This is a genomic window from Streptomyces sp. NPDC031474, from assembly GCF_055581185.1.
The window spans coordinates 1-22,505 of the sequence record NZ_JBVIJX010000053.1; the positions used below are offsets into that span (position 1 = coordinate 1).

General features: G+C 69.9%; 23 protein-coding genes and 7 pseudogenes. 16 read left to right on the forward strand and 14 right to left on the reverse strand.

All coding sequences use genetic code 11. The features are described from left to right. Window positions 1–76 precede the first annotated feature (76 nt). From ACZ5SK_RS47380 to ACZ5SK_RS47390, 3 genes and pseudogenes are all read right to left on the reverse strand, one after another. Entirely contained in the window at window positions 77–331 is a 255-nt protein-coding gene (locus ACZ5SK_RS47380; protein ID WP_334573882.1) for a hypothetical protein, read from the reverse strand. Between the two features lie 59 nt (window positions 332–390). Continuing rightward, a pseudogene (locus tag ACZ5SK_RS47385) lies at window positions 391–565 on the reverse strand (oxygenase MpaB family protein); the annotation flags it as partial. Between the two features lie 323 nt (window positions 566–888). After that, window positions 889–1,053: pseudogene (locus tag ACZ5SK_RS47390) on the reverse strand (NF041680 family putative transposase); the annotation flags it as partial. 121 nt (window positions 1,054–1,174) lie between these two features. Here ACZ5SK_RS47390 and ACZ5SK_RS47395 point away from each other — a divergent pair. The 4 genes from ACZ5SK_RS47395 to ACZ5SK_RS47410 all read left to right on the forward strand — a co-directional run bounded on the left by ACZ5SK_RS47395 (window position 1,175) and on the right by ACZ5SK_RS47410 (window position 4,537). Continuing rightward, window positions 1,175–1,561: a transposase gene (locus ACZ5SK_RS47395; RefSeq protein ID WP_468578040.1), complete on the forward strand. Its 387-nt coding sequence runs from the start codon at window positions 1,175–1,177 to the stop codon at window positions 1,559–1,561. Window positions 1,562–1,564: 3 nt separating this feature from the next. Beyond that, the gene (locus ACZ5SK_RS47400) at window positions 1,565–2,110 is read left to right on the forward strand and encodes a hypothetical protein (RefSeq protein WP_468578029.1); all 546 of its coding nucleotides are present in this window, start codon (window positions 1,565–1,567) and stop codon (window positions 2,108–2,110) included. Window positions 2,111–2,320: 210 nt separating this feature from the next. Next, entirely contained in the window at window positions 2,321–3,505 is a 1,185-nt protein-coding gene (locus ACZ5SK_RS47405) for an amidohydrolase family protein (protein ID WP_361710799.1), read from the forward strand. Window positions 3,506–3,586: 81 nt separating this feature from the next. Then, window positions 3,587–4,537, forward strand: coding sequence for an SGNH/GDSL hydrolase family protein (locus tag ACZ5SK_RS47410; RefSeq protein ID WP_334573878.1), 951 nt, complete (start codon window positions 3,587–3,589; stop codon window positions 4,535–4,537). Window positions 4,538–4,630: 93 nt separating this feature from the next. Here ACZ5SK_RS47410 and ACZ5SK_RS47415 read toward each other — a convergent pair whose 3' ends face one another. The 3 genes from ACZ5SK_RS47415 to ACZ5SK_RS47425 are packed head-to-tail and all read right to left on the reverse strand — an operon-like array spanning window position 4,631 to window position 6,919. Next, window positions 4,631–5,338: a B3/B4 domain-containing protein gene (locus tag ACZ5SK_RS47415; RefSeq protein WP_334573877.1), complete on the reverse strand. Its 708-nt coding sequence runs from the start codon at window positions 5,336–5,338 to the stop codon at window positions 4,631–4,633. Between the two features lie 49 nt (window positions 5,339–5,387). Continuing rightward, on the reverse strand, window positions 5,388–6,035 hold the full coding sequence (locus ACZ5SK_RS47420; protein WP_468578032.1) for an FMN-binding negative transcriptional regulator: 648 nt from the start codon (window positions 6,033–6,035) through the stop codon (window positions 5,388–5,390). Between the two features lie 47 nt (window positions 6,036–6,082). Further along, the gene (locus ACZ5SK_RS47425) at window positions 6,083–6,919 is read right to left on the reverse strand and encodes a DMT family transporter (RefSeq protein WP_361710785.1); all 837 of its coding nucleotides are present in this window, start codon (window positions 6,917–6,919) and stop codon (window positions 6,083–6,085) included. Window positions 6,920–7,035: 116 nt separating this feature from the next. On the opposite strand from ACZ5SK_RS47425, the pseudogene ACZ5SK_RS47430 reads away from it, so the two are divergent. After that, window positions 7,036–7,622 (forward strand): annotated as a pseudogene (locus tag ACZ5SK_RS47430) (helix-turn-helix domain-containing protein). Window positions 7,623–8,055: 433 nt separating this feature from the next. Here the strand turns inward: ACZ5SK_RS47430 and ACZ5SK_RS47435 are convergent. The 4 genes from ACZ5SK_RS47435 to ACZ5SK_RS47450 are packed head-to-tail and all read right to left on the reverse strand — an operon-like array spanning window position 8,056 to window position 11,804. Further along, window positions 8,056–8,724 carry a response regulator transcription factor gene (locus ACZ5SK_RS47435; RefSeq protein WP_334573874.1) on the reverse strand — a complete coding sequence of 223 codons (669 nt, stop codon included), beginning with the start codon at window positions 8,722–8,724 and terminating at the stop codon, window positions 8,056–8,058. Continuing rightward, a complete protein-coding gene (locus ACZ5SK_RS47440; RefSeq protein WP_468578034.1) occupies window positions 8,721–10,040 on the reverse strand; it encodes a sensor histidine kinase in 1,320 nt (439 codons plus the stop codon). Before ACZ5SK_RS47440 ends, ACZ5SK_RS47435 begins: the two co-directional genes overlap by 4 nt. A 13-nt stretch (window positions 10,041–10,053) precedes the next feature. Next, window positions 10,054–10,875: an ABC transporter permease gene (locus tag ACZ5SK_RS47445; RefSeq protein WP_334573871.1), complete on the reverse strand. Its 822-nt coding sequence runs from the start codon at window positions 10,873–10,875 to the stop codon at window positions 10,054–10,056. Then, window positions 10,875–11,804: an ABC transporter ATP-binding protein gene (locus tag ACZ5SK_RS47450; protein WP_334573869.1), complete on the reverse strand. Its 930-nt coding sequence runs from the start codon at window positions 11,802–11,804 to the stop codon at window positions 10,875–10,877. The genes ACZ5SK_RS47445 and ACZ5SK_RS47450 overlap by 1 nt, the downstream gene beginning before the upstream one ends. A gap of 336 nt (window positions 11,805–12,140) precedes the next feature. On the opposite strand from ACZ5SK_RS47450, the pseudogene ACZ5SK_RS47455 reads away from it, so the two are divergent. Beyond that, a pseudogene (locus ACZ5SK_RS47455) lies at window positions 12,141–13,235 on the forward strand (family 78 glycoside hydrolase catalytic domain); the annotation flags it as partial. A 75-nt stretch (window positions 13,236–13,310) separates the two neighbouring features. Here ACZ5SK_RS47455 and ACZ5SK_RS47460 read toward each other — a convergent pair. From ACZ5SK_RS47460 to ACZ5SK_RS47470, 3 genes and pseudogenes are all read right to left on the reverse strand, one after another. After that, window positions 13,311–13,466, reverse strand: a pseudogene (locus ACZ5SK_RS47460) (carnitine dehydratase); the annotation flags it as partial. Between the two features lie 81 nt (window positions 13,467–13,547). Further along, window positions 13,548–14,351, reverse strand: coding sequence for an alpha/beta fold hydrolase (locus ACZ5SK_RS47465; RefSeq protein WP_468578036.1), 804 nt, complete (start codon window positions 14,349–14,351; stop codon window positions 13,548–13,550). Then, a complete protein-coding gene (locus ACZ5SK_RS47470; RefSeq protein ID WP_334573866.1) occupies window positions 14,348–14,692 on the reverse strand; it encodes an amino acid synthesis family protein in 345 nt (114 codons plus the stop codon). Before ACZ5SK_RS47470 ends, ACZ5SK_RS47465 begins: the two co-directional genes overlap by 4 nt. A 180-nt stretch (window positions 14,693–14,872) precedes the next feature. On the opposite strand from ACZ5SK_RS47470, the gene ACZ5SK_RS47475 reads away from it, so the two are divergent. From ACZ5SK_RS47475 to ACZ5SK_RS47510, 8 genes and pseudogenes are all read left to right on the forward strand, one after another. Continuing rightward, window positions 14,873–15,769, forward strand: a complete 897-nt coding sequence (locus ACZ5SK_RS47475) for a flavin reductase (protein WP_468578038.1) — start codon at window positions 14,873–14,875, stop codon at window positions 15,767–15,769. A 28-nt stretch (window positions 15,770–15,797) separates the two neighbouring features. Then, complete coding sequence (locus ACZ5SK_RS47480; protein WP_468578039.1) at window positions 15,798–17,225, forward strand: purine-cytosine permease family protein; 1,428 nt, start codon at window positions 15,798–15,800, stop codon at window positions 17,223–17,225. 131 nt (window positions 17,226–17,356) lie between these two features. Further along, on the forward strand, window positions 17,357–18,703 hold the full coding sequence (glnT, locus tag ACZ5SK_RS47485) for a type III glutamate--ammonia ligase (RefSeq protein WP_457495992.1): 1,347 nt from the start codon (window positions 17,357–17,359) through the stop codon (window positions 18,701–18,703). A 9-nt stretch (window positions 18,704–18,712) separates the two neighbouring features. Then, complete coding sequence (locus ACZ5SK_RS47490) at window positions 18,713–19,336, forward strand: helix-turn-helix domain-containing protein (protein WP_334573859.1); 624 nt, start codon at window positions 18,713–18,715, stop codon at window positions 19,334–19,336. 156 nt (window positions 19,337–19,492) lie between these two features. Next, entirely contained in the window at window positions 19,493–19,693 is a 201-nt protein-coding gene (locus ACZ5SK_RS47495; protein WP_334573857.1) for a hypothetical protein, read from the forward strand. Window positions 19,694–19,887: 194 nt separating this feature from the next. Continuing rightward, window positions 19,888–20,205, forward strand: coding sequence for a hypothetical protein (locus ACZ5SK_RS47500; RefSeq protein ID WP_334573855.1), 318 nt, complete (start codon window positions 19,888–19,890; stop codon window positions 20,203–20,205). Next, complete coding sequence (locus ACZ5SK_RS47505; protein ID WP_334573853.1) at window positions 20,202–20,753, forward strand: cysteine hydrolase family protein; 552 nt, start codon at window positions 20,202–20,204, stop codon at window positions 20,751–20,753. The genes ACZ5SK_RS47500 and ACZ5SK_RS47505 overlap by 4 nt, the downstream gene beginning before the upstream one ends. Window positions 20,754–21,059: 306 nt before the next feature. Next, window positions 21,060–21,107 (forward strand): annotated as a pseudogene (locus ACZ5SK_RS47510) (hypothetical protein); the annotation flags it as partial. Window positions 21,108–21,146: 39 nt separating this feature from the next. Here the strand turns inward: ACZ5SK_RS47510 and ACZ5SK_RS47515 are convergent. Next, a pseudogene (locus ACZ5SK_RS47515) lies at window positions 21,147–21,600 on the reverse strand (ISAs1 family transposase); the annotation flags it as partial. 202 nt (window positions 21,601–21,802) lie between these two features. Here ACZ5SK_RS47515 and ACZ5SK_RS47520 point away from each other — a divergent pair. Further along, entirely contained in the window at window positions 21,803–22,036 is a 234-nt protein-coding gene (locus tag ACZ5SK_RS47520) for a transposase (protein WP_334573851.1), read from the forward strand. A 26-nt stretch (window positions 22,037–22,062) separates the two neighbouring features. Continuing rightward, the gene (locus ACZ5SK_RS47525) at window positions 22,063–22,446 is read left to right on the forward strand and encodes an IS3 family transposase (RefSeq protein ID WP_468419322.1); all 384 of its coding nucleotides are present in this window, start codon (window positions 22,063–22,065) and stop codon (window positions 22,444–22,446) included. The last annotated feature ends 59 nt before the right edge of the window (window positions 22,447–22,505 follow it).

Here is a 22,505-nt window from a genome sequence, read left to right on the forward strand (position 1 = left end):
CCGGCACCTGCACCACCTGCCAGCGCCCCCTGCCCAGAACAACCCCCACCAGCGAAAACCCAAGAGCCAGAACAACCTAACGGAGTCCTACTAGGGCACTGACGTTGTTCGGCACCATCCGCAGCGCGCCGGCAGCCTTGTGGACGGTCGCGCCGTCGTGCTCGGCGACGTACTGGAGCAGGGCCAACTGCCGCTCGGGGAGCTTGGGATAGGGCAGTCGCCGGTCGATGCTCTGTTTGACAGACCGGTTCAGCGTGGGCAGGCACGCCACGAGGCCTGCGGCCACCTGGTCGACGCCCTGGCTCGGAGGAGCCTCATTGATTCCGGTCACGAGAACAAGTTACCTATGAAAAGAAACCTATGTCAAAATACTGAATTACCCGGGTCGCGTCAGACGGTGCTGGGCGGTGGGGCCCACCGGTGGGTGCGGGGCACCGCGCCGCCGATGCCGTAGACCTCTTTGAGTGTCTCGGGGATCGCGTGGTGCATGACGAGGCCACGGGTGAGGGAGGACCGAGGTGAGGTGGCCGAGGCGGTCCAGGGCCCAGGCGCCGAGCTCATGTCGGACCCGGGCGGCGAACCCCTCAACTGCGTCCTCGTCCGAGACGTCGACCTTGTCGCTGAAAATTCGCTGACCGGTCTGCGTGACGAGTTCCCGCGTCTCGCGGCGGGATCGATGTCCGCCACCGCGATGTCCGCGCCCTCCGCCGCGAGCCTGCGAGTGATCTCCTGCCCGATGCCCTTGCTGCCGCGGTCACGACGGCCGTCCTGCCCGTCAGCCTCCCAGCCATGAGTCACCACTTCTTCTGGGCAGCCACGGCAGGGCCGTCCGTAGAGCCTGTGTCACATCCCCGGCCGGGGATATGACACAGGCTCTCAGCTTGTTCTTTATGGTCTGGGTCGGTTTCGTTCGGTGATGCTGTCGGGTCGTTTCACGGTCTTGCCCACGTCGTAGCGGGTGACGGGCCGTCGGTTCTTCGAGCCTAGTGGCCTTCCAGGTCCGGGAGTTGAGGGTTTCGGTGCACGGGCTGGGCAGGTGAGAGGCTGTCGCACGACCTTCCCCGTCCTGGAGTCAAGAACGATTCGATGTTCGGTTCCAGTCGTTGCAGGGACGTTGGAGTCTGGGTCGGTGGGGCGGAACTTCCTGCTGTGCGACCGCGAACGTGATCTTGAGATGCCGAAGAGTGCCCGGGAGTGGCTGCCGCCAGGGCACTTGTGTTGGAGAGTGCTTGAGGTGGTCGACGGGCTCGATCTCTCGGCCTTCGAGGACGGCTATCGTGCCGACGGGCAGGGTGGTGTCGCCTACCCGCCGGCCGCCTTGGTGGCGCTGATCTTCTACTGCTACAGCAAGGGCATACGCTCCTCGCGTGGCATCGAGCGTGCCTGCTGGGACGATCTCGGCTGCCGAATCATCACCGCGAACCACGCAGTGGACCATTCCACCGTCGCGCGGTTCGTCCAACGTCACCGCGACGCGCTGACCCAGCTGTTCGTGCAGGTGCTGGCTCTGTGCGGCAGTCGGGGGCTGGTCGATCTGTCGGCGGTCGCAGTGGACGGCTAGCCAATGGACGCGAACGCGTCCCGTGACTCCAACAAGCAGTTGCCGCGTCTCGAGGCTGTCATCGCCCGGTGCGAGGACGAGATCAGCGTGCTCATGGACGACGCGGGCGACCATGCCTGGCGCGTCGAGACCGGCGACACCACGGACGTTGAGGGCGAGCCGCCGCGTGACGACTGGCCGCGGCTGTCACGCCTGTGTGATCTGCTCGCCCGGGCCCGCACGGCCCGGGACCGGCTCTATCAGCGGGCCCTGCCGTCCGCCAACGAGATAAGGATCAAGGTCGAGGCCGCCGAACGCATCGTGGCCCGCGCGGAGAAGCGGCTGGCCTCGGAGACGGCGGCCCATCAGGAGAAACTGAGGAAGTACCAGGCCCGGACCGAGGCCGACCGGGCGGCAGGGCGCCGGGCCGCCAACGGCCGACCGCCCGTGCCCATAGAGAACAAGACGGTCCTTGTCCGGCAGCGGGCCCGACTGGCGGAGGCACTCGCTCACCTGGAGCGGGCACGCAGCCCCGAGCCGATGCCTTCCCCGACCGCCGTCGCGGCCTGACTCGGGCGGAGCCTGCTGGGTCGCTGGAGTCGGTATCGATCTCGTCTATGCCCGTCATCGGTGATCTCTGGTTCCCAAACCCCCTGGTCATGGCGAGAGTTGGACTCACGGGCAGGCCGGGAACGTAAGACGAGTCGTTTGTCGTCGCCACCGACCGCTTCGGCGCATCTCCCTGGCCTGCCCTCCCCCCCCACACTCGGTTTCTTGGAGATGACAGTTATGCGCAGCGAACTGCTGGCGCTCCGGGCAGGGCACGTCTTCGACGGCGTGGATGTCAGGCAATCGGGCATGGTGCTGGTCGAGGACGGTGTGATCCGCGACGTGGATTTCACGGGAGCGGCAGCGCCGGGGCACGCGGTGGTGACGGACTTCGGTCCGGACGCATGGCTGCTTCCCGGCCTGATCGACGCTCATGTGCATCTGTGCTGGGACGGCACCACGGACGCCGTGGCGCACGTGGCGTCCGACGACCACGAGACCGTTCTGGAAACCGCACGCGCGGCTGCGGCGACCACGCTGGCGACCGGTGTCACGACCGTCCGGGACCTCGGCGACCGCGACTACCTCACCCTCGCGCTGCGCGACAAGGTGCCGCCGACCCAGCGCCCCGACATCATCGCCGCGGGCCCGCCGGTCACCACCCACGGAGGCCACTGCCACTTCCTCGGCGGCGAGGCCGAGGGCGCCGACGCACTGCGGGCAGCGGTCCGCGAACGCGCCGAACGCGGCTGCGACGTGGTGAAGGTGATGGCCAGCGGCGGCACCATGACGCCCGGCTCCAATTCCCTGCACCAGCAGTACGACCTGTCCGACCTGCAGCTGATCGCCGGCGAGGCGCACCGGCGCGGACTCACCGCGGCCGCCCACGCCCACGCCGTCCCGGCGATAGCGGACGTGATCGAGGCCGGCTTCGACACCATCGAGCACTTCTCCTTCATGACTTCCGACGGCGTCGGCCTGCGCCAGGACCTGGTGGACGAGGTCGTGCGGCGAGGAACGTTCGTCAGTGTCACGGTGGGCATGCTGCCCAGCAACGCCCCTCTTCCTCCGCCCGTGGCCGCTCGCATCACCGAGTTCTGGGACCTCGTGGCCAAGGTCATCGCCTCGGGTGCCCGGGTCGTCCCCGGAACCGACTCCGGCATCGCTCCCGACAAACCGCACGGCGTCTACCCCCACGCGCTCCTCCAGCTCGCCGAACTGGGCATGCCGACCCGTGACGTGCTGCGCTCCGCGACCACCGAGGCCGCCAAGGCGGTGGGCCGGGCCGGACGCAAGGGCGCGCTGCGCCCCTGCGCGGACGCCGACCTCCTCGTGCTCGGCAGCTCCCCGGTCGACGACATCTCCGCGGTCACCGACATCCACGCGGTGTACCGCGCAGGCCACCGTGTCCGCTGACACGGTTCGGAACCCCGGGGTCCGCACCCGGGGGCGTACGTACTCACCCCTCACAGACTGAACAGAGAGCGCGCATAACAGATGAGCACGCACAAGGCTCCCCCACTCGTCGCCGCCGCGTTGGCGGTCGTACTGAGCGCGCCCGGCGTGGCTGCCGCCGACTCACCGAGCGGTGGCAAGGACTCGACGTACTACATCTCGATCGGTGACTCGCTTGCCGTCGGCTACCAGCCGGACGTCGACAGGGACACACATGTCGCATACACCGACCAGCTCTACGCGCAGCTCAAGCGCCACCAGCCCGGGCTGAAGCACATACGCCTCGGCTGTGACGGTGAGACCAGCGCATCGCTGATCAAAGGCGGTACCTGCCACTACCCGAACGCCAAGTCCCAACTGGACGCCGCCGTGAAGGCCTTGGCCCAGCACCGCGGCCACGTCGGTTACGTGACGATCGACATCGGCGCCAACGACATCCTGGCCTGCGCCGACGACAAGACCGGTGCCATGGACCAGACCTGCGTGAACCGCGCCGCACAGGCCATCCCGGCGAACCTGACGCGGATAACTCGCGCGCTGCGCCAGGCGGGTACGCCCGGCACCCAGTACACGGGCGCGACGTACTACAACCCGTTCCTGGCGCAATGGCTCAGGGGTGCGGCCGGCCAGCAGACCGCCACGCAATCGGTTTCCCTGGTCAGGGCCGAGAACGCGGCCATCTCGCAGGTGTATGCCGCCGCCGGATTCAAGGTGGCGGACGTGGCCGGCGCCTTCGCCTCGGACGACGTCACCCCCGTCAATGTGCCCGGCTACGGCGCGGTACCCACGAACGTGGCCACCATCTGTCAACTGACCTGGGCCTGCACCAAGCAGGACCCCCACCCCAACCCCGTCGGCCACAAGGTGATCGCCGGCACCTTCGCCTCGGTCCTGCCGCAGATCAACGCGCCGCAGGCTCCGGCGAGTTACCGCCACGACCCCTGCGCGAACGGCCCGAAGGCATACGGCGACCCGGCGCGGATCGGCTCGTAGCGCGGTACGCCGGCAATCGCGATTACGGACCGACAGGCGCGAGGTGCCCGCCGCAGCGCGGGCCCTCGCGGCTCCGTCATGCATGCGCTCGTCTCAGACGGTGGCCTGGGGCTGCGCCGGGCTGAGGTAGTACACGGCCATCTGTGCGGTGTGCGGGGCAAGCAGGCCCTGCAGTTCCTCCGCCGCGACCTTGAGGAGGTCGCCGTCGCGGGTGGCGTGGAGGGTTTCGAGGACGAAGGCGACGTGGGTGGAGTTCTCGGTGACACGGGTGCGGTGGGCGTCGCGGTGGTTCCAGTGGCGGGTCAGGACGCCGGTGGTGTCCGCGTAGATGATCTCGCCGGGCCTGGGGTTCTCGACGGTGTCGGGTTCGCCGAGCGGGGTGAACTCTTCGCTGCCGTCCGCATATCGGATGTCGACGTCGCCGGTGACGTGGTCCAGGTCGAAGGCGCCGGAGGGAAGGCCGTGCCGGACGGAGACGGCGTTGTAGGAGTCGACGGTCGGGTTGATGCGCGGCAGCGTTCCCTTCTTGGCAAGGCGGCGGCCGAGGGCGTCGACGCTGGGTCGGATGCGGCGGGGGTTGGTGCCGAAGAAGCGGTAGGCGGTGTGCCAGGCCTCGATGCGGGGGTCGCTTTCGTCGGCGGGGTGCCAGGTGGCGTCGGCCAGCTGCTGCTCCAGGTCTTCCAGGGCGGCGGTGGTGTGGGGCCAGGGTTCGTGGCCGCGCAGGCCGGTGGCGGTGACCAGGGCGATGAGCGTGTCGGGGAAGGCCGCTGCGACGGCGGGGGCGATGCGGAAGGCGGGCATGGGCGGGTTTTCCGTTTCCTGCGTGCGTACGGGGGCGGTGGGGGCAGCGTCAGGGCTTCCATGGGCCGATGCGGTCCAGGCGGCGGAGCTGCTGGCGCGCGGTGGGAACGTCCAGGCCCTGGCGGCGCTCGGTGAGGCGATCGGCGACGGCGGTGCGGTGCTCGACGGGCTTGTGGTCGTCGTACTTGAACTTGGCCAGGACGTCGGTGACCTCCAGGCGCAGGCCGCGGATGCCGGACAGCATCCGGCCGTAGGGCGGCTGGTCGACGGCGATGGGGGGGTGGTCGCCGTCGGGCTGGAAGTGGGCGAGCTGGCGGCGCAGCAGCTCTGCCTTGGCCTCGGGGTCGTCGACGCCATGGGCGCGGCAGGTGAACTGGACGGCTGTGTAGTAGCTGGTGGGGACACCGTCGGTGGGCGGAGTGCCGGCCTTGGCGCGCCAGGGGCCGGGGATGAAGGCGTAGTCACCGAAGACGGTGAAGAGGATGTCAGGGTCGTGCTCGATCGCCTTCCAGACCGGGTTGGGCCGGGCGAGGTGGACCAGGAGATGGGTTCCGTCGCTGGTGAAGTGGGTGGGCACGGCGACGGGCGGGTGGCCGGGCAGGCCGTTGACGCTCAGTTGGCTGAAGTCGTGGCCTTCGGCGATCCAGGTCTGCCATTCGGCTTCGTCGAGGCCGGCGTCCCAGGGCTGGATGAACAATGCTGGTCTCCTTGCATCGTCGGCTGTGGGGTGGCCTACAGGGCTGCTCAGGTCGGGGCGAGGAGGCCGACGGCGACGGCGGCGGTGCCCAGGCCGACGAGCTGCCCGCGGTGCACGCGTTCGGCGAGCACGCCGCGGGCGAGCAGGACCGTGCCGGCAGGGTGGAGGGCGACGATCACGGCGACGACGGCGAGGTGCCCGCTGCGGGCGGCGAGCAGAAACAGCAGGTTCGCCACGGAGTCCAGCACACCCGCGGCGGCCGACATCGCGTACGCGGGCCGCTCCGAGCCCAGCCTCCGGTACATCACCCCCGCCGCGACCAGGGTGACGGCCGAGGAGACCGCCCGGCCCACGATCAGCGGCGCCACCCCGCTGTCGGACGGCGTCTGGTGCAGGAAGACCAGCTGCAGAGCGATGGCGGCGCCCGCGCCGAAGGCCAGCAGCAACGCCGTACGGGAGGGGCGCGCCGACCCGGCGCCGGGTCCGGCGCTGACCAGGACGACCGCCACCGGTGCGAGCGGCAGACCCGCCAGTCCGGCGACGGCAAGGTGTTCGCCCTGCAACAGGCCCACCCCGACCGGCAGAGCGGCGGACACCAGCGCGGTCATGGGCGACAGGACGTTCATCGGGCCGATCGCCAGCGTGCGGTAGAGCAGAGTGAACGCGGCGGCGGAGGCGGCCCCGGACGCGGCACCCCAGCCAAGGGCGCCGGCGCTGAACGATGCGCCGAGCACCGGCCACAGCAGCAGCTCGACCACGAGAGACGCGGGAGCCGCGATCATCACCGTACGCAGCACATGAGCCTTACGGGCGCCGAGGCCGCCGAGGAAGTCGGCGCACCCATACGCGACCGAGCTGCCCAGGGCCAGCAGCAGAGCGATCACAGCACATCCCTTACTGTCATTCGAACGACCGCGCCGTACAACGTAACGACCGGTCCGTGTCAACCGAACGACCGCGCGGTGCATTGAGGTGGTCGGTGGCGAACGAGGGAGATCAGATGATCGAGACAGGCGCAGCCCTGCGGACAGTTGCGCACAACGTCCGGGCCGCCCGCACCCGTGCGGGCCTGTCCCTGGAGGAATTCGGCCGACGCGCCCAGGTCAGCAAGGGAGCTCTGGTGGCACTGGAGAAAGCCCAGGGCAACCCCAACCTGGCCACCCTGGTCCGCCTGGCCGACACCCTCGGCATCTCGGTGTCCGCCCTGATGCAGGGACCTGCCGAAGGCCGCGTCCGCGTCGTGGCCGTCGACACCGTGGCGCCGCTGTGGACGGGAGAACGGGGGAGCGAGGCCCGGCTCATGCTGACCACCTCGGGCGCGGCCCCTGTCGAGGTCTGGCGCTGGCAACTGCAACCGGACGAGGAATACCCCAGCCACCCCACCAGGCCGGAGTCGTGGAAACCGTCAGCGTCATCTCCGGCCGGATGACCCTGGTCGTCGACGGCACCGAACACACCCTGGAAGCCGGACACACCGCCACGTTCGACGGCGACATCCCTCACACCTACCGCGGCTCGGGCACCGAGACCTGCAGCCTGATCATGACGGTCCACCTGCCGCCCGGCCCCGTTGCTTCCACGACCTGACCAGCGCGGCATCGGCAGATGGCCAAGTGGGTAGTGCCGCAATCACCGCAGAAGCGGTGCCCTCAGTGACGCGGGAGGCGGCAAGGGCAGCCCTGATCACAGGGCCGCGGCCACGGCTTCGCCGCCACTCCAACGACGAACTGCTCATCCGCGTGGGGAACGCCTACCAGCTCGCCCTGCTGCGCACACGGCGCAGGCGCTAGGCTCGGCGGACTGGGTCTTCCGGCCCCCCCGGCTTCGAACCCGCCCACGCGCGGCGTGAGTTCACCCTGGTCGTGACCGACATGCATTTGGCAACTTTCGGCCGGGCGCTGGCCGCCCTGGTGCGCGACGCGGCACCGGGGGTGCGGCTGCGGTGCGAACGCAACACCCCGCACATCGTCCACCATGCCGCGGAGCATCTGCGCACCGTCGACGGCTTGCTGCTGGCGAACTACGACTGGGCCTTGACCAGCCCGGTGTCGTACGCAGTGATCACGGCCTGGATGCGGTCGCGGGCGCCGATCTTGGCGAGGACCCGGCCCACGTGTTTCTTGACGGTGGATTCGGTCAGGACGAGGCGTTCGGCGATCTCGGTGTTGGTCCAGCCCTGGCCGATGGCGACGAGGACTTCGCGTTCGCGGTCGGTGAGGGTCTGCAGGCGGGGGTCCTCGGCGGGCGGGGTGTCCGCGGGGGCCAGGACCCGGTGGGTGTAGGCGTCCAGGAGGCGGCGGGTGAGGCGAGGGGCGACGACGGCGTCGCCGGCGGCGACCGCGTGGATGCCGGCGACGAGTTCCTCGGGGCGGGCGTCCTTGAGGAGGAAGCCACCGGCGCCGGCGCGCAGGCCTTCGTAGGCGTACTCGTCGAGGTCGAAAGTGGTGACGATGAGGACGCGGGTGCGGCCGCCCGCGGCGACGATCCGGCGGGTCGCCTCGATGCCGTCCATGCCGGGCATGCGGATGTCCATGAGGACGACGTCGGGGCGGAGTTCGGCGGTCATGCGGACGGCCTCGGCGCCGTGGGCGGCCTCGCCGACCGGGGTCAGACCGGGGGTGCCCTCCAGAAGCATGCGCACGCCCATGCGTTGCAGGGGCTGGTCGTCGGTGATGAGGACGGTGGTCATGGCTGATGATCTCCCGGGGGTACATCGAGCACGACGTCGACGAGCCAGCCATGGCCGGTAGCGGGCGGGCCGAGGGTGACGGTGCCGCTGTACATGGCGGCCCGCTGGCGGATGCCGACGAGACCGTGCCCGGCGGCGCCGGACCGCGCCCCGGCGGCGGGTACGCCGGTGTCGGCGACCTTGATGTGCACGGTACCGGCCTCCCTGGCGACGGTGACGTCGGCCGTGGAGCCCGGGCTGGCGTGTTTGAGGGTGTTGGTGAGGGCTTCCTGGACGATGCGGTACACGGTGAGCTGAACACCGCTGCTGAGGGCGTCGAGGTCGTCCATGGTCCGGTAGGTCACGGGCAGCCCCGCCGCGCGCACGCGCGCCAGCAACGGGTCCAGGTCACGGATGCCGGGCTGCGGGCCGAGCGGCCGTACGTCTTCTTCATGTCCCCGCTCCTCGCGCAGCACGCCGAGGACGCGCCGGAGTTCGCTCATCGCCTGGCGGCCGGTGTCGGCGAGAGTGTGCAAGGCGTCGGCGGTTGTCTCGCCGCGGTTGGTGGCGAGGGTGGCGGCGCCATCGGCGACGGTGACCATGACGGAGAGGTTGTGGCCGATGATGTCGTGCATCTCGCGGGCGATGCGGGTGCGTTCGGCGGCGGTGGTGAGCCGGACGCGCTGGTCGTGCTCGATCTCCAAACGTGTGGCCCGGTCCTCCAGCGCCGTCAGGAAGAGGCGGCGGATCCGCAGGGTCAGGCCGATGGCGATGGCCGCCGTCGCCGTGCCCAGCAGGAAGAAGAGGCCGAGGAACGGGTGCTTGACGGGGGCCAGGAGCCAGACCGCCAGGCTCAGTTCCGCCGCGGTGAGAGCAGCGGCCCAGCCGAGCACGCGCAGTGATCCGTGCAGGGCCAGGCTGTAGAGGGCGATGAGCGCGGCCATGCCGGTCTGCTGCCACACCCCCAGCGACCACTGGGCCAGGGACACCGCGGAAATCAGGAAGTACGTGAGGGCCGGGGTCCTGCGGCGCCACCATAGCGGTACGACGAGCGCGACGGCGAAGGCGACCAGCAGCGGGGCCGGCAACCGGCTGGGGTCGGTCATGTCCCCGAAGGGGCCGTGGCGGCCGTCGGAGAGCACGTCAGGGAGGCTGAACAGGGCGACGACGAGGACGACCGCGGTGTCGAGCAGCCACGGATGCCGCTGGTCCAGTCGGCGCCGGGCGCTTTGACCGCGCAGCATTCGGCCCAACAGCGGATGCGCCCAGGCGTCGGCGAGTCCGGGGGACGGCGCGGTGGCCGTCCCCCGGGCGGCAGTCGCAGGGGCCCGTCTCATGATCCCCAATGGCTCAGGCGTCGCTCTTGCGAAGCCGCCAGGCGGCTGCGGCGAGGGTGAGGGCCACCCAGCCGGCGAAGACGGCGAGTCCCGCCCCAGGGGAGAGGGTGTCGGAGGACTGGTGCAGGGCGTACACCGCCGAGCCCGCGTTGCTGGGGAAGTAGGGGTTGATGTTGTCGTAGAGGGAGTCGGGCAGAAGGGAGGCCAGGCCGGGGAGGATGAGCAGGACGCCGACCAGGACCGCGATCGCGCCGGCGCTGGAGCGCAGCAGCATTCCCAGGGCGACACCCGCGACAGCGACCAGGGCGAGGTAAAGCCCGGCACCGGCCAGGCTGCGCAGCACACCGTCGTCGCCCAGGGACAGGGCGATCTTCTCGCCGTCCAGGCCCAGGGTGCCCAGCTGGAACGCGGCCAGGGCGCCGAGCGTGGTCAGGACCAGGGTGATGGGGCCGATCACGGCGGCCTTGGACCACAGGACGGGCAGGCGGCGGGGGACGGCGGTAAGGGTGGAGCGGATCATGCCCGTGGTGTACTCCCCGGCCGACAGCAGGACGCCGAGCACACCGACGGCCAGCGACGCGAAGGTGACCCCGAGCAGGGCGAGGCTGACAGCGTCCTGGTCGCCGGAGCCGGGTCCGGGCGGTCCGCCCTGGGCGGTGGCGTCGGGGCTGTACGTAGCGGAGGCGATCGAGCCGAGGGCGATCAGCAGGACCACGGCGACGCCGAGGGTGATCCAACTGGAGCGCAGTGACCAGAACTTGGCCCACTCCGAGCGCAGTATCCGCGGACCGGTGACCTTGTAGGCCCGGGAGGGAGAGAGTTCGGTGACGGTCATCAGGCTGCCTTTCGCCCGGTCTCGACGGGATGACTCTGGTACTCGACGACGTCCCTGGTCAAGTCCATGAACGCCGCCTCCAACGAGACGGCTTGCGGGGTGAGTTCGTACAACGCCACCCCGTGCTCGGCCGCGATCCGCCCGATCTCCCGGGCGTCGCGTCCGGACACCAGGAGTTCCTCGGCGGACGAGGAGGAGATCGTGACGTCCGGGCCCGCCAGCAACGAGCGCAGCCGGGTGGCATCGGCGCTGGCGACCCTCACACCGCCGCCGCTCGCCTCCCGGGTGAAGTCGTCGACGGTGGTGTCCGCGAGCAACCGTCCACGGCCGATGATCACCAGGTGATCGGCGATCAGCGCGGTCTCGCTCATCAGGTGCGAGGAGAGCATCACCGCCCGGCCCTCATCGGCCAGCTGGCGCAGGAGGTTGCGCACCCACAACACGCCCTCGGGGTCGAGGCCGTTGACCGGCTCGTCGAGCATGACGATCGCGGGGTCGCCGAGCAGGGCCGCCGCGATACCGAGCCGCTGGCCCATGCCGAGCGAGAAGGCCCCGACCCGTTTGCCGGCCACGCTGGTCAGCCCGGCCAGTTCGATGACCTCGTCGACCCGGCGGCGCGGAATGCCGTGCGTGTACGCGAGCGCCATCAGATGGTTGAACGCGCTGCGGCCGGGATGGACGGATTTGGCCTCCAGCAGGGTGCCGATCTCGTGCAGTGGTGCCGTGTGCTTCGCGTACGACGTGCCGTTGACGGTCACCGAGCCCTTGGTGGGGGCGTCCAGACCGACGACCATGCGCATGGTGGTGGACTTGCCGGCACCGTTGGGGCCGAGGAAGCCGGTGACCTCACCGGGCTTGACGGTGAAGCTCAACCCGTCGACGACGGTCTTGTCGCCGTACCGTTTCGTCAGTTCACGCGCTTCGATCATGGTGTACGCCTTTCGCCTCGGACACGGCCGGGCGGGCGCCGCGACCTCTGCAGTCGACGTTACGAGCGCGGTCGGCCCGGACCCTGGGACTACGGGAGACACTTCGCCGCCCGAGTGGTACCGCGGTGCCACTCGGTGCCGATCACCGGTACGCCTCAGGTATGACGCGTCGGCGAGTGACCGTCGGCCTGCGGCCGCACACCGATCAGCCGACACGATCGACGCGGTGCCGACTGACTTCATGACAGGGGGCAACGTCGTCCCTCCGAGCGAGGAGTTCCCCCCGGACCACCGGGCGGACCTGCTCGGCACACGATCGATACGGCCCTCACCGGGCTGCTCCGGGACGGCCGCGAGAACGTCGTCGCCGCCGAACTCGGCCGTGGCTGGTACGGGGTGACGACCCCTCAGGAGTGGTACTGGCAGCTCGCCCCCTACAGCGGCGAGCCCCGCCTGCGCGCGAAGCTCGTCGTGACGTACACCGACGGCTCCGCCACCACCCTCGTCACCGACAAGGACTGGCTCACCACGGACGGGCCCACGACCTTCGACTCGGTCTACTCGGGAGAGAAGTACGACGCCCGCCGCGCCGACGAATTGGGTGAGTGGCGCTCGGTCGGCCACCGCACCGGCCGCGACTGGCGTCCGGCCACCGCGCTGATCCCGCCCGGCAGTTGCTCCGGACCGTCCCCCGAGTACCACGGCGCACTCCCCGCCACGACGATCTTCGACGGCTTCCGAGCGGCGACGGTACGTGCCCACGAGGCGGAACCGGTGCTGGTCAACCAGACTCTGCGCCCGATATCGCTCACCGAGACGGCACCCGGCTCGGGCGTCTGGATCCTGGACTACGGCCAGATCATGACCGGCCTCGGTCTGTCCCTCACCGGCGTCCGCTCCGACAAGGAGGGCCTCACCCTCCGCATCCGGGGTGGCAACCGCATCAGCGGCGGCGACGGCACGGCCGCCTCCCCGTTCTCCGTGGAGGAGGAGAACTTCCAGCACGACGCCAACCTCCAAACGCGCTACTACACGCTGGGCCGTCGGCCGACGCAGACCTGGGAACAGCAGTTCAGCCACTTCGGCTTCCGCTACCTGGAGGTCATGAACCTCGAGGCCGTTCTCGGCCGGACCCCCGACCTCACCCGGGACGCGGACATCCTGACCGTCGGCGTCGCCCGCTCCGGCTTCGCCCGCACCGGCACCTTCACCACCGACAACACCCTCCTCAACCGCCTCCAGCGCAACCTGGAGTGGGCCGAGCAGAACAACCTCGTACAGAAGCCGACCGACGCCCCGTCCCGGGAGAAGAACGGCTGGACCGGTGACGCCATGGCCAGCTCCGAGTCGGAATCCCTCACCTGGGACGTCAACGCCGTCCTCACCAACTGGCTGCGCCAGTTCCCGGCCACGCAGGTCTCCACCGGTCAGCTGCCCATGTTCGAGGCGGCCTCGTCCGGTCTGGCTGAGGTCGCGCCAGCGGGGGTCCTCGAAGGCGGTTCGGGCGGCTTTGACGGCGCGGTCGATGTCCTCGGCGGTTCCGTCGGCCGCCTCGTACCAGGCCAGGCCGGTGGTCGGGTTGACGCTCTCGAAGTACTCGCCGGAGGCGGGGGCTGTCCACTCGCCGGCGATGTAGTGCTGGTGGCGAGGGAGTGGGGTCATGCGGGCTGCTCCTCGGGGCGGGTTGTGGGTGGTTGCTCGCGGCCACTCGGCGGAGCCGCATGCCGACGCGGCCCTGAGCCCCTAGTGGGGCGCCGTCATCGCCTCCGTGTGGTGAAGGATCGCCTCGATGAGCTCCTTCGGGCGCTCCAGCGGAAGCAGGTGACGTGTTCCGGGCACGATGAGCGCCCGGCCGCCGGAGATCCGGTCGGCCAGCAGACGGGACATCGCCGGCGTCGAACCGGGGTCGTCCGCGCCCGTCACCGCGAGGGTCGGTGCCGTGATGTCGGGCAGGCGGGGCCACAGGCCTGCGTCCGCGGTGGCGAAGACGTCGTAGCAGGCCAGGTACGACGTGCGGTCGTTCTTCAGCAGGGTGGAGAGGACCGACCGGGCCAGCTCCGGTTCCCGGGTCCGCCACTCGGGCGAGAACCAGCGCTCCACCGCCGCGTGCGCCGACGCCTCGAAGTCCTCCAGGGCCCGCTCCCGACGCCGTGCCACCGCCGCCCTCGCTTCCTGCGACCGTCCGGCGACCGAGCTGACCAGGGTGAGCGAGGCCGTCAACTCGGGTCGTACGGCTGCCAGTTGCTGGGCAATCAGGGCGCCGAGGGAGAAGCCCACGAGATGTGCGGGGCCGTTCAGCAGTGCCGCGACGTCGGCCGCCAGTTCCTGCAAGGACACGCCGGGCACGGCGGGCGGGGACGCGCCGTGCCCGCGCAGGTCGACCACGGTCACGCGGTGCCGTTCGGCCAGTGCCGGCAGGCAGCGCCGCCACATGGTCCGGTCGAGGCCCACCCCGTGCAGCAGCATGAGATCGGGACCGGTGCCGTGCTCCTCGTGGCTCAACGCCACCGACCCGCCCATCGCACCCATCGCACCCATCGCGGTCATCGTTCCGTCGACAACGGCGCCAGGCGAGCCTGTGGGCGTCCCTGTGCCGCGGCGGCCAGGCCGATGACGATCTCGTCGGCGCGGGGGCCGTCCGGGACCCGGTCCTCGCTCGTCTGGTGGTGGGATCGGATCGTCGCGTCCGTGATGTGCTTGAGCGGGATGTCGAAGACCGTTCCGGCCGCAGCCCGCTTCTCGACGGCGAACCCGGCCTGTTCCGCGGCGATCGCGAACTCGCGGGCCTCGTCCATGACTTGGGCGTACTCACCGAGCCGTCCGGGCGATCCGGGATTGTGGAATATCGAGAACCGCATCCCGTGACCTTCCCACTCACTCTGTGCCATGGCAGTGAGGCTAGGAGTCCGGGTCTGCACCGTCAAGACGTAACCGGGTCGAAACAAGCTTGACCTGTGTATTTGATCGTCCCGCCGTCAATCATCAGGCTTTTCTGCATGAGGTGTTGACATCGAAGCGGCCCCTCCCTACGGTCCTCTGCCATACAAGAGCTGACTGAGGGAACCGTCATGACCCACACTCTTGATCGCACCGCCGGCACCGACCGCACCTCCCGGATCCGCTCCGCCTGGCGGGCCGCCTGGGACCACGGGCACGTCGAGGCCCTGGACGAGCTGCTCAGCCCGGCCTACGTCCGCCGTCGCGGACCCGCGTCCGCCGTGCAGGGCCGCGACCAGCTCAAGGACTCCATCCGCGCCATGCGCGAGGCCTTCCCCGACCTGCGCACCGAGATCGAGGACATCGTCGACGACGGGGACCGGCCGGCGATCCGCTGGCGCAGCACCGGCCGGCACACCGGCGCCTTCCTCGGCGTGCCGCCGACCGGGAAACCGGTCGAGGTGTCCGGCGCGACCTTCGCCCGCTTCGACGGGTCCACGGTCGCCGAGGAGTGGGCGACCTTCGACTCCCGGCAGCTCCTCGAGGCACTCGGGATCATCACCACCGCCAAGCAGGCGGCCGTCGACCCCGACCTCGTGCGCGGGGTGCACGACGCCGGCACACCGCGCGGCCTCGCGGCCAACGCCTTCTCCAGCATCTCGCTCGACCCGCCGATGGTCCTGGTCTGCGTCCAGCACAGTTCCAGCACCCATCCCGCGCTGCACCGGGCGAGCCACCTCGGCATCAGCATCCTGGCCGCCGACCAGCTCGACGTGGCGAAGACCTTCGCCTCCAAGGGCGACGACAAGTTCGCCCAGGTCTGCTGGACGCCAGGTGACTTCGGCACCCCGCTGATCGACGGTTCCTGCGCCCGGCTGGAGGCCGAGATCGGCGAACGGCTCGAGGCCGGCACTCACACCGTGTTCACCGGCCGGGTGGTCTCCGCCCGCCACGACGACCTCGCCCCGCTGGTCTACAGCGGCGGCGGCTTCTTCGACATCTCGCACACGGCGCCGTTGCCGTGGTGAACCCGGACCACCCGAGCAGGAGCACCTCATGACAGACGGAACACCGGCGCCGCTCTACGGCAGCGCGGTCACCAAGGTCGAGCCCTTCGGTGTCGACCACATCCCCGACAACGAGCGGCACGGCAGGCCCAGTTCGCAGTTCTTCGTCTGGTTCGCGGCCGGTCTCAACTTCCCGATCATCCTGCTCGGCTTCAGCGCGGCCTGGTTCGGGCTGAGCTTCGGCGCCGCCGTCACGGCCATCGTCGTCGGGGCCGCGCTGGGCTCGGTGCTGATGGCCGTGATGTCCCGGATGGGTGTCCGGCTCGGCGTGCCGCAGCAGATCCAGGCGCGCGGCCCGCTCGGCTTCTTCGGCAACTTCCTGCCCGTGGCCTACATCAACGTCTTCGCCGGCGTCGGCTGGGCGGCGGTCACGGTCATCCTGGGCGGCAAGGCGTTCGCCGAGCTGACGCACCTGCCGTACTGGCTGTGCGGTGCCGTGCTGACCGCGGTCGAACTGGTGGTGTCGATCTACGGCTACAACATGATCAACTACCTCCAGAAGGTCCTGACGTACGTCCTGACCCCGCTCTTCCTGCTCATCACCGTGGTCGCGGTGGTACGCGGCGGCAGCCTCTTCCACGCCGACCCGAAGGCCTCCGGATACATCGGCTCCACCGGCGGCTGGGTCACCTTCGGCGGCTGGTTCCTGTCCTTCCTGGTGGCCTGGGCGCCCTTCGCCTCCGACTACTCCCGCTACCTCCCCGACACCCCCGACGTCGTCACCCGCACCGCCTGGTACACCGGCCTCGGCAACTTCGTCACCATCGCCTGGCTGGGCATCCTGGGCGTGGTCGTCGGCGGCAGCGCCAGCAGCTCCGACTCCATCACCGCCCTGCACGAACTGGCCGGCCCGTTCGCGATCCCGGCTCTGCTCGCCGTCGGCCTGTCAGCCCTCGCGCAGAACTTCCTCAACGTCTACGGCGGCGCGATCTCCGTCCAGACGCTGAAGATCCCGGTCTCCCGCTCCCAGGCGGTCACCGTCATCTGTCTGCTGGCCTACGCCATCAGCCTGTGGGGCGAGTCGGGCACGGAGGCCAAGTTCAAGGTCTTCCTCAACCTGACCGCCTACTTCATCGCACCCTTCGCGGCCGTGCTCCTGCTCGACTTCTACCTCGGCGGCCGCTCCGACCCCTCCCGCGTCGCCGAGCTCTACGACCGGTGCCGGGTGCTGGACTGGGGCTTCGTCGCCTGGGCCGGAGGCGTGGCCGCCTCGGTGCCGTTCTGGCAGTCCAGCTTCTACACCGGGCCGTTCTCGAAGGCGTTCCCGGGCGCGGGCGACCTGAGCATGTTCGTGGCGGCCGGGGCGGGCGCGGTGCTGTACCTGCTGACCTATCGGCTGAAGCCGCTGTGGGTGCGGCGCTCCTCGGGAGGTTCGTCCGAGCTGAGCTCCGGCGAACCGTCCGCCGTCGTGTCCTGACGAAACCTCCGGGCCGGGTCCGCCTCTTCGGAGGCGGTGCCCGGCCCCTTCGGCTTACCGGGACCTTCCCCGGCGGAAATCCGGCCATAACACCCACAGGGTCTACTTGTATGCAACATTGATTCACCGCGGTGGACGCCTGGGAGGGCCATGACGACCGACCCGGAAGCGGACGCCCCGATCTCGCCGAGCTGGTCCGCGCGGACGGCATCGAGTTCGTACTCGCCGTCTTCGTCGACCTCACCGGCAAACCGTGCGCCAAGCTCGTCCCGGCCCAAGCCGTCGAAGAACTCCGGGACGCGGGCGTCGGCTTCGCCGGGTACGCGGCAGGCGCGCTGGGGCAGCGGCCCAGCGACCCCGATGTCGTCGCCCGGCCGGACGCGGCCTCGTACACGCCTGTTCCCTTCGTCAAGCCCGGTCTCGCGCTCGTCCACTGCGACCCGTACGTGGAGGGGAAACCCTGGCCGTACGCCCCGCGCGTCATCCTGCGCGGGCTGCTGGAGCGGGCCGCCGAGCAGGGGCTGTCCCTCTCCGTGGACGCGGAGGTCGAGTACTTCCTCGTCAACCGGGACGAGCACGGCGTGCTCAGGGTCGCCGACGTCAGGGACACCGCTGCCCAGCCCTGTTACGACGCGCGCGGCTTGACCCGGATGTACGACCACCTCACCGCGGTCTCCAGCGCCATGAACTCCCTCGGCTGGGGCAACTACGCCAACGACCACGAGGACGGCAACGGCCAGTTCGAGCAGAACTTCCAGCACGCCGACGCCCTCACCACGGCCGACCGGGTCATCACCATGCGGTACCTGGTGTCGGTACTGGCCGAACAGCGCGGCATGACGGTCACGTTCATGCCGAAGCCGTTCATCGACCGCACCGGCACCGGCATGCATATGCACATGTCGCTGTGGCGGGGCGACGACCCCGCCTTCCCCGACGCCACCGACGCCACCGACGCACGCGGACTGGGCCTCTCCCCGCTCGCCTATTCCTTCCTTGCCGGGATCGTCGAGCACGCGCGGGCGCTGCAGGCCGTGATTGCCCCGACGGCCAACTCCTACAAGCGCACCGGCGCGGTCTCCACCCGCTCGGGCGCGACCTGGTCACCGCGCGTGGCGGGTTACGGCGGCAACGACCGCACCCACTTCGTCCGCGTCCCCGACGGCAACCGCATCGAGCTGCGCGGCGGAGACGGCGCTGCAAACCCCTACCTCGCCGCTGCCGCCGCCCTCGCCGCCGGCCTGGACGGCATCGAGCGGGGCCTGGACCCCGGCGAGCCGGGCGCGGGTGGCAAGGGCCCCGAACTCCCGCCGACCCTGCTGCACGCGGTCGAGGCCCTGCAGACGGACGACGTGATCAGCGGCGCCCTGGACGTGGCCGGGAGCGGAGTGAGCCGGTACTTCGGCGCGTTGGCGGCCGACCTCGCCACCGGCCGGGCTGAGCCCCACCCGCGCTTCCGGCTGGACCGCGCGGGCTAGGATGCGCCGGTGACCGAGCACCCCACCCCTGCAGCGGACTCCGCGGACCCCGACGACAAGGCGCTGGAGCGCATCATCGCGGTGCGCGCCCGCGAGTACCGGCAGGCGGCCGGACTGTCGGTCGGCGACATGGCGCAGCGGGTCGGCATCTCCAAGGCCATGCTGTCGAAGATCGAGAACGCCCAGACCGCGTGCAGCCTCACCACGCTCTCCCGGCTCGCCCGCGGTCTGGACATCCCCGTCACGGCCCTGTTCCGCGGCATGGACGACGAACGCGAGGCGGTCTTCGTCCCCGCCGGTCACGGTGCCCGAATCGTCCGGCGGGGCACCAAGGTCGGCCACGAGTACGCCCAGCTCGGCTCGCTCCGGGGCGCCCACAAGCGGATGGATGCCCTGCTGGTCACCCTGACCGAGGAGAGCGAGGTCTTCCCGCTCTTCCAGCATGCGGGCACCGAACTCCTCTACATGCTGGAAGGCGTCATGGTCTACGGCCACGGCAAGTCCAGCTACACGTTGCGCCCCGGCGACGCCCTCCAGTTCGACGGCGAGGCCCCGCACGGGCCGGAGACGCTGGTCGAACTCCCCATCCAGTTCCTCACCGTGACGGCCTTCGGGGACAGCCCCCAACACTGAAACCCGGCTTTGACCAGCCACGGAGCTGTCCTGTAACACACTTCAGTCTAGTATTGTGAAACAAAGTTTCCCTCGGATAGACTCCGCTGTGGAGTCTCGCACGGACACCCGAATTACCGTCGTGGAGCCCGCAAGCTCGGCACTGCTCTTTGTCTGATGGTGCCGGGCCTCGCTCTCTTCCACGGCGGCATGGTCACCGCCAAAAGCGTCCTGAACACGATCATGATGACCCTCGGGGCCGTCGCACTGGTCGGCTGCGTCTGGGTCGTCCACAGCTTCTCGGCCTCTCCGGCCACTCTATCGGCGGCGCCGGAAACCTGGGAGACGTCACCGAGTTACTCCACCAGGACAATCTGAGGGCGGTCGTCCCGCTCTCTGGTCTTGGCCGCCTTCCACTCCCACTTCGCGTTACGCCTCACGGAGGTCGGTATCTGAGCCGATTCCGGTCCGGCCGGGGCCACCACTCCAGGTGGACACCGGCTGTCCCCTCCGTGGATCGCGGGCGTCGGCTACACCTCCGCCACCTACCCACCAGCACAGACAGGTCGACGATGACGGAACACCGACCCGACACGACAGCGGACCGACCGCTCCATCTCTACCGCCCTGACGGCCGCCACGGCGAGGTACCCGCCCGCCCGCTGCTGCTCGCCCTGGCCGCCGCCGTCTCCGCCTGTGGCTGGGGCTTGGGCCCGGTCACCCACGCCTCAGCCGACCGGCAGGACCATCCGCTCAGTCCCCTGAAGCTCGGCGGCAGGCCCGGGGCCCGGGCCCGCGTCAACCTCGCCGCCCTCGCCCCTGGCTTCCTCGGCAGCCTGCTCCTGGGGTGCGACCGCGTCCGCGCACAGGAGGGGGCGATGACCGTATGACGACCGGCTGGCTTGCCGTCATCGACATGCAGGACGTCTTCGCCGACCCCGCTAGCCCCTGGGGGGCTCCCCGCTATAAAGAGGCGGCGGCAGGCGTACAACGCCTGCTGCCGGCATTCGGCGAGCGCGTCACCTTCACCCGCTTCATAGCCCCGGCGCAGCCCACCGGAGCCTGGCGCGCCTACTACGACCGCTGGCCCTTCGCCCTCCAGCCGGCCGCCGCCCCGCTCTGGCGGCTGACGGACGAGTTCGCGCCCCTCGCGCACGACGTCCTGGACGCGTCCACCCTCGGCAAGTGGACCCCCGAACTCGCCGCCCGAGCCGCACCAGGGGGCCGCCTGGTCCTGGCAGGCGTCAGCACAGACTGCTGCGTGCTGTCCACGGCGCTCGCCGCCGCCGACGCGGGAGTGGAGGTGCTGGTCGTCGCCGACGCCTGCGCCGGCGTGGACGACAGCTACCACGCCCAGGCCCTGCACGTCATGGACCTGTACCGACCGCTAGTCCGCGTCACGACCGTCACGGAGCTGCTGCACAGCCCTTCGGCGTGAACCTCACCCTGGCCGAGCCGAAGGCGGTCGCGAAGACGCTAAAGCCCTTGCGGGAGGCAGCGGGTGACGGCCGGTTCATGCGATGCCTCGGCCGCTGCCGGGTGGACGAGGCGCTCGGGCTGCTGCCTGTCCTCGCCGACCTGGACGTCGCCTTCGTCGAGGACCTGGTGCCGCCCGGCACCTGGGTCCACACAGATCATTCGCGACAACCAAGCGGTGCACGTGGAAGACCTCGCGGTGTCCGGTCTCGGACGCACCAGGCTCGCCGCGTCCGTACACGACGCGGGATGGTCCGCGTTCGTCGGCATGCTGGAGTACGTGGCGGCTCTGCACGGCCGCACCTTCACCAAGGTGGACCGGGCCTTCCCGTCCTCCCAGGTCTGCTCGGTCTGCGAGGTCGGCGTCGTCGACCTGATCGAGCAGGGGCGCGAAGGCGGGATTTCGTTGGTCTTCGCGCCGATCTCGCGGGAGGCGAGGATGATGCAGTTGCCGTGTGCGGACGGCGGACAGCACGAAGACCTGGCCGTCCGGTCGGCGTGCGCCGCGGAGGCACTTGCCGTCCACCGCGATCGCCCGGCGCCGGGAACGCACCGGCTCGGCTCGGGTGGCGGCCCGGTGACCCCGGCGCTGTTCGCGCTCGGTTCCGCCGTCGGGCATGAGCGGTCCGGCAGGCGGGAAGGCACGGACAGCAGAGGCCGCAGGCGGTCGTAGCCCGCCGCACTGATTTCGCGGGATCCAGACGCCCCAGGACGCTGCGCAGGGTCTTCTCGCTCGGCACCCGGTAGCGGCCCGGCAGGGGGTGGCAGGGCAGGCCGAAGGCGGCCAGTTCCACCGGACGCGGTGCGCGCAGGACACGCCGCAGATGCAGCCCCAGCCCGCCACCGTCTGTCATGACGAACCTCCTCCCACCGTAGGCGCCGAGGTCGTGAGGGGCCACGAAGTTTCCGGACAGGGACCCAATAGGGTTGTCCTGAACAGGAATCGAGGAAGAAATAGCGCCACCCAGCAAGTACTCGCCGGAGTTCCGCGAGGAAGCCGTCCAGATCGCGTTGAGGTCGAGCAAGGCGATCTCCGAAGTCGCCAGGGAGCTTGAGCTGAACTCGGAGACACTGCGCGGCTGGGTCAAGAAGCACCAGAAGCAGCAGGAACCCGCCCCAGATGCGGAGCTGATGGTGAACGAGCGGGCACGGCTGAAGGAACTCGAACGACGCAACCGCGAGCTGGAGATGGAAGTCACCTTCCTGAAAAAAGCCGCAGCGTACTTCGCGAAGGATCCCCGGTAGCAGGCAAGTACGAGTTCATCGACGAGATGCGGCTCGACACCGAGGAGTACGCATACAGCGTCGAGTTCATGTGCGGCCGGCTCGGCGTGTCCAGATCCGGCTACTACGACTGGCGGTCCCGCCCGGAATCCGCAACGGCCCAACGGCGCAACGAAATGAAACTGCTCATCGAGAAAGCCTTCGATATGTCCGACGGCGCCTACGGCCACCGGCGCATCCAGGCCCAGCTGGACCGCTGGGGCGTCACCGCCGGTCTGGAACTGGTCCGCCGGCTCATGCGCGAGCTGGGCCTTGAGCCCTGCCAGCCGCGACCGAAGAGGTTCAGCCTCACCAAGGCCACGGCCGGCCAGGTGCCGGACCTCGTCGGCCGCAACTTAACCCTGGGTATTCAGCGGAATTGGGCGGGCTGACGTCCCGATAGCAGAAAGGTGCCGTTGACCTGCGAGGATGCGAGTGTCTAGATCGTATC

Excerpts from the sequence above, each read along its gene's own strand:
- ACZ5SK_RS47395 (WP_468578040.1), top strand. The coding sequence starts at position 1,175 with ATGCCGAAGAGTGCCCGGGAGTGGCTGCCGCCAGGGCACTTGTGTTGG.
- ACZ5SK_RS47400 (WP_468578029.1), top strand. The coding sequence starts at position 1,565 with ATGGACGCGAACGCGTCCCGTGACTCCAACAAGCAGTTGCCGCGTCTC.
- ACZ5SK_RS47405 (WP_361710799.1), top strand. The coding sequence starts at position 2,321 with ATGACAGTTATGCGCAGCGAACTGCTGGCGCTCCGGGCAGGGCACGTC.
- ACZ5SK_RS47410 (WP_334573878.1), top strand. The coding sequence starts at position 3,587 with ATGAGCACGCACAAGGCTCCCCCACTCGTCGCCGCCGCGTTGGCGGTC.
- ACZ5SK_RS47415 (WP_334573877.1), bottom strand. The coding sequence starts at position 5,338 with ATGCCCGCCTTCCGCATCGCCCCCGCCGTCGCAGCGGCCTTCCCCGAC.
- ACZ5SK_RS47435 (WP_334573874.1), bottom strand. The coding sequence starts at position 8,724 with ATGACCACCGTCCTCATCACCGACGACCAGCCCCTGCAACGCATGGGC.
- ACZ5SK_RS47440 (WP_468578034.1), bottom strand. The coding sequence starts at position 10,040 with ATGAGACGGGCCCCTGCGACTGCCGCCCGGGGGACGGCCACCGCGCCG.
- ACZ5SK_RS47445 (WP_334573871.1), bottom strand. The coding sequence starts at position 10,875 with ATGACCGTCACCGAACTCTCTCCCTCCCGGGCCTACAAGGTCACCGGT.
- ACZ5SK_RS47450 (WP_334573869.1), bottom strand. The coding sequence starts at position 11,804 with ATGATCGAAGCGCGTGAACTGACGAAACGGTACGGCGACAAGACCGTC.
- ACZ5SK_RS47465 (WP_468578036.1), bottom strand. The coding sequence starts at position 14,351 with ATGACCGCGATGGGTGCGATGGGTGCGATGGGCGGGTCGGTGGCGTTG.
- ACZ5SK_RS47470 (WP_334573866.1), bottom strand. The coding sequence starts at position 14,692 with ATGGCACAGAGTGAGTGGGAAGGTCACGGGATGCGGTTCTCGATATTC.
- ACZ5SK_RS47475 (WP_468578038.1), top strand. The coding sequence starts at position 14,873 with ATGACCCACACTCTTGATCGCACCGCCGGCACCGACCGCACCTCCCGG.
- ACZ5SK_RS47480 (WP_468578039.1), top strand. The coding sequence starts at position 15,798 with ATGACAGACGGAACACCGGCGCCGCTCTACGGCAGCGCGGTCACCAAG.
- ACZ5SK_RS47495 (WP_334573857.1), top strand. The coding sequence starts at position 19,493 with ATGGTGCCGGGCCTCGCTCTCTTCCACGGCGGCATGGTCACCGCCAAA.
- ACZ5SK_RS47500 (WP_334573855.1), top strand. The coding sequence starts at position 19,888 with ATGACGGAACACCGACCCGACACGACAGCGGACCGACCGCTCCATCTC.
- ACZ5SK_RS47505 (WP_334573853.1), top strand. The coding sequence starts at position 20,202 with ATGACGACCGGCTGGCTTGCCGTCATCGACATGCAGGACGTCTTCGCC.
- ACZ5SK_RS47525 (WP_468419322.1), top strand. The coding sequence starts at position 22,063 with ATGCGGCTCGACACCGAGGAGTACGCATACAGCGTCGAGTTCATGTGC.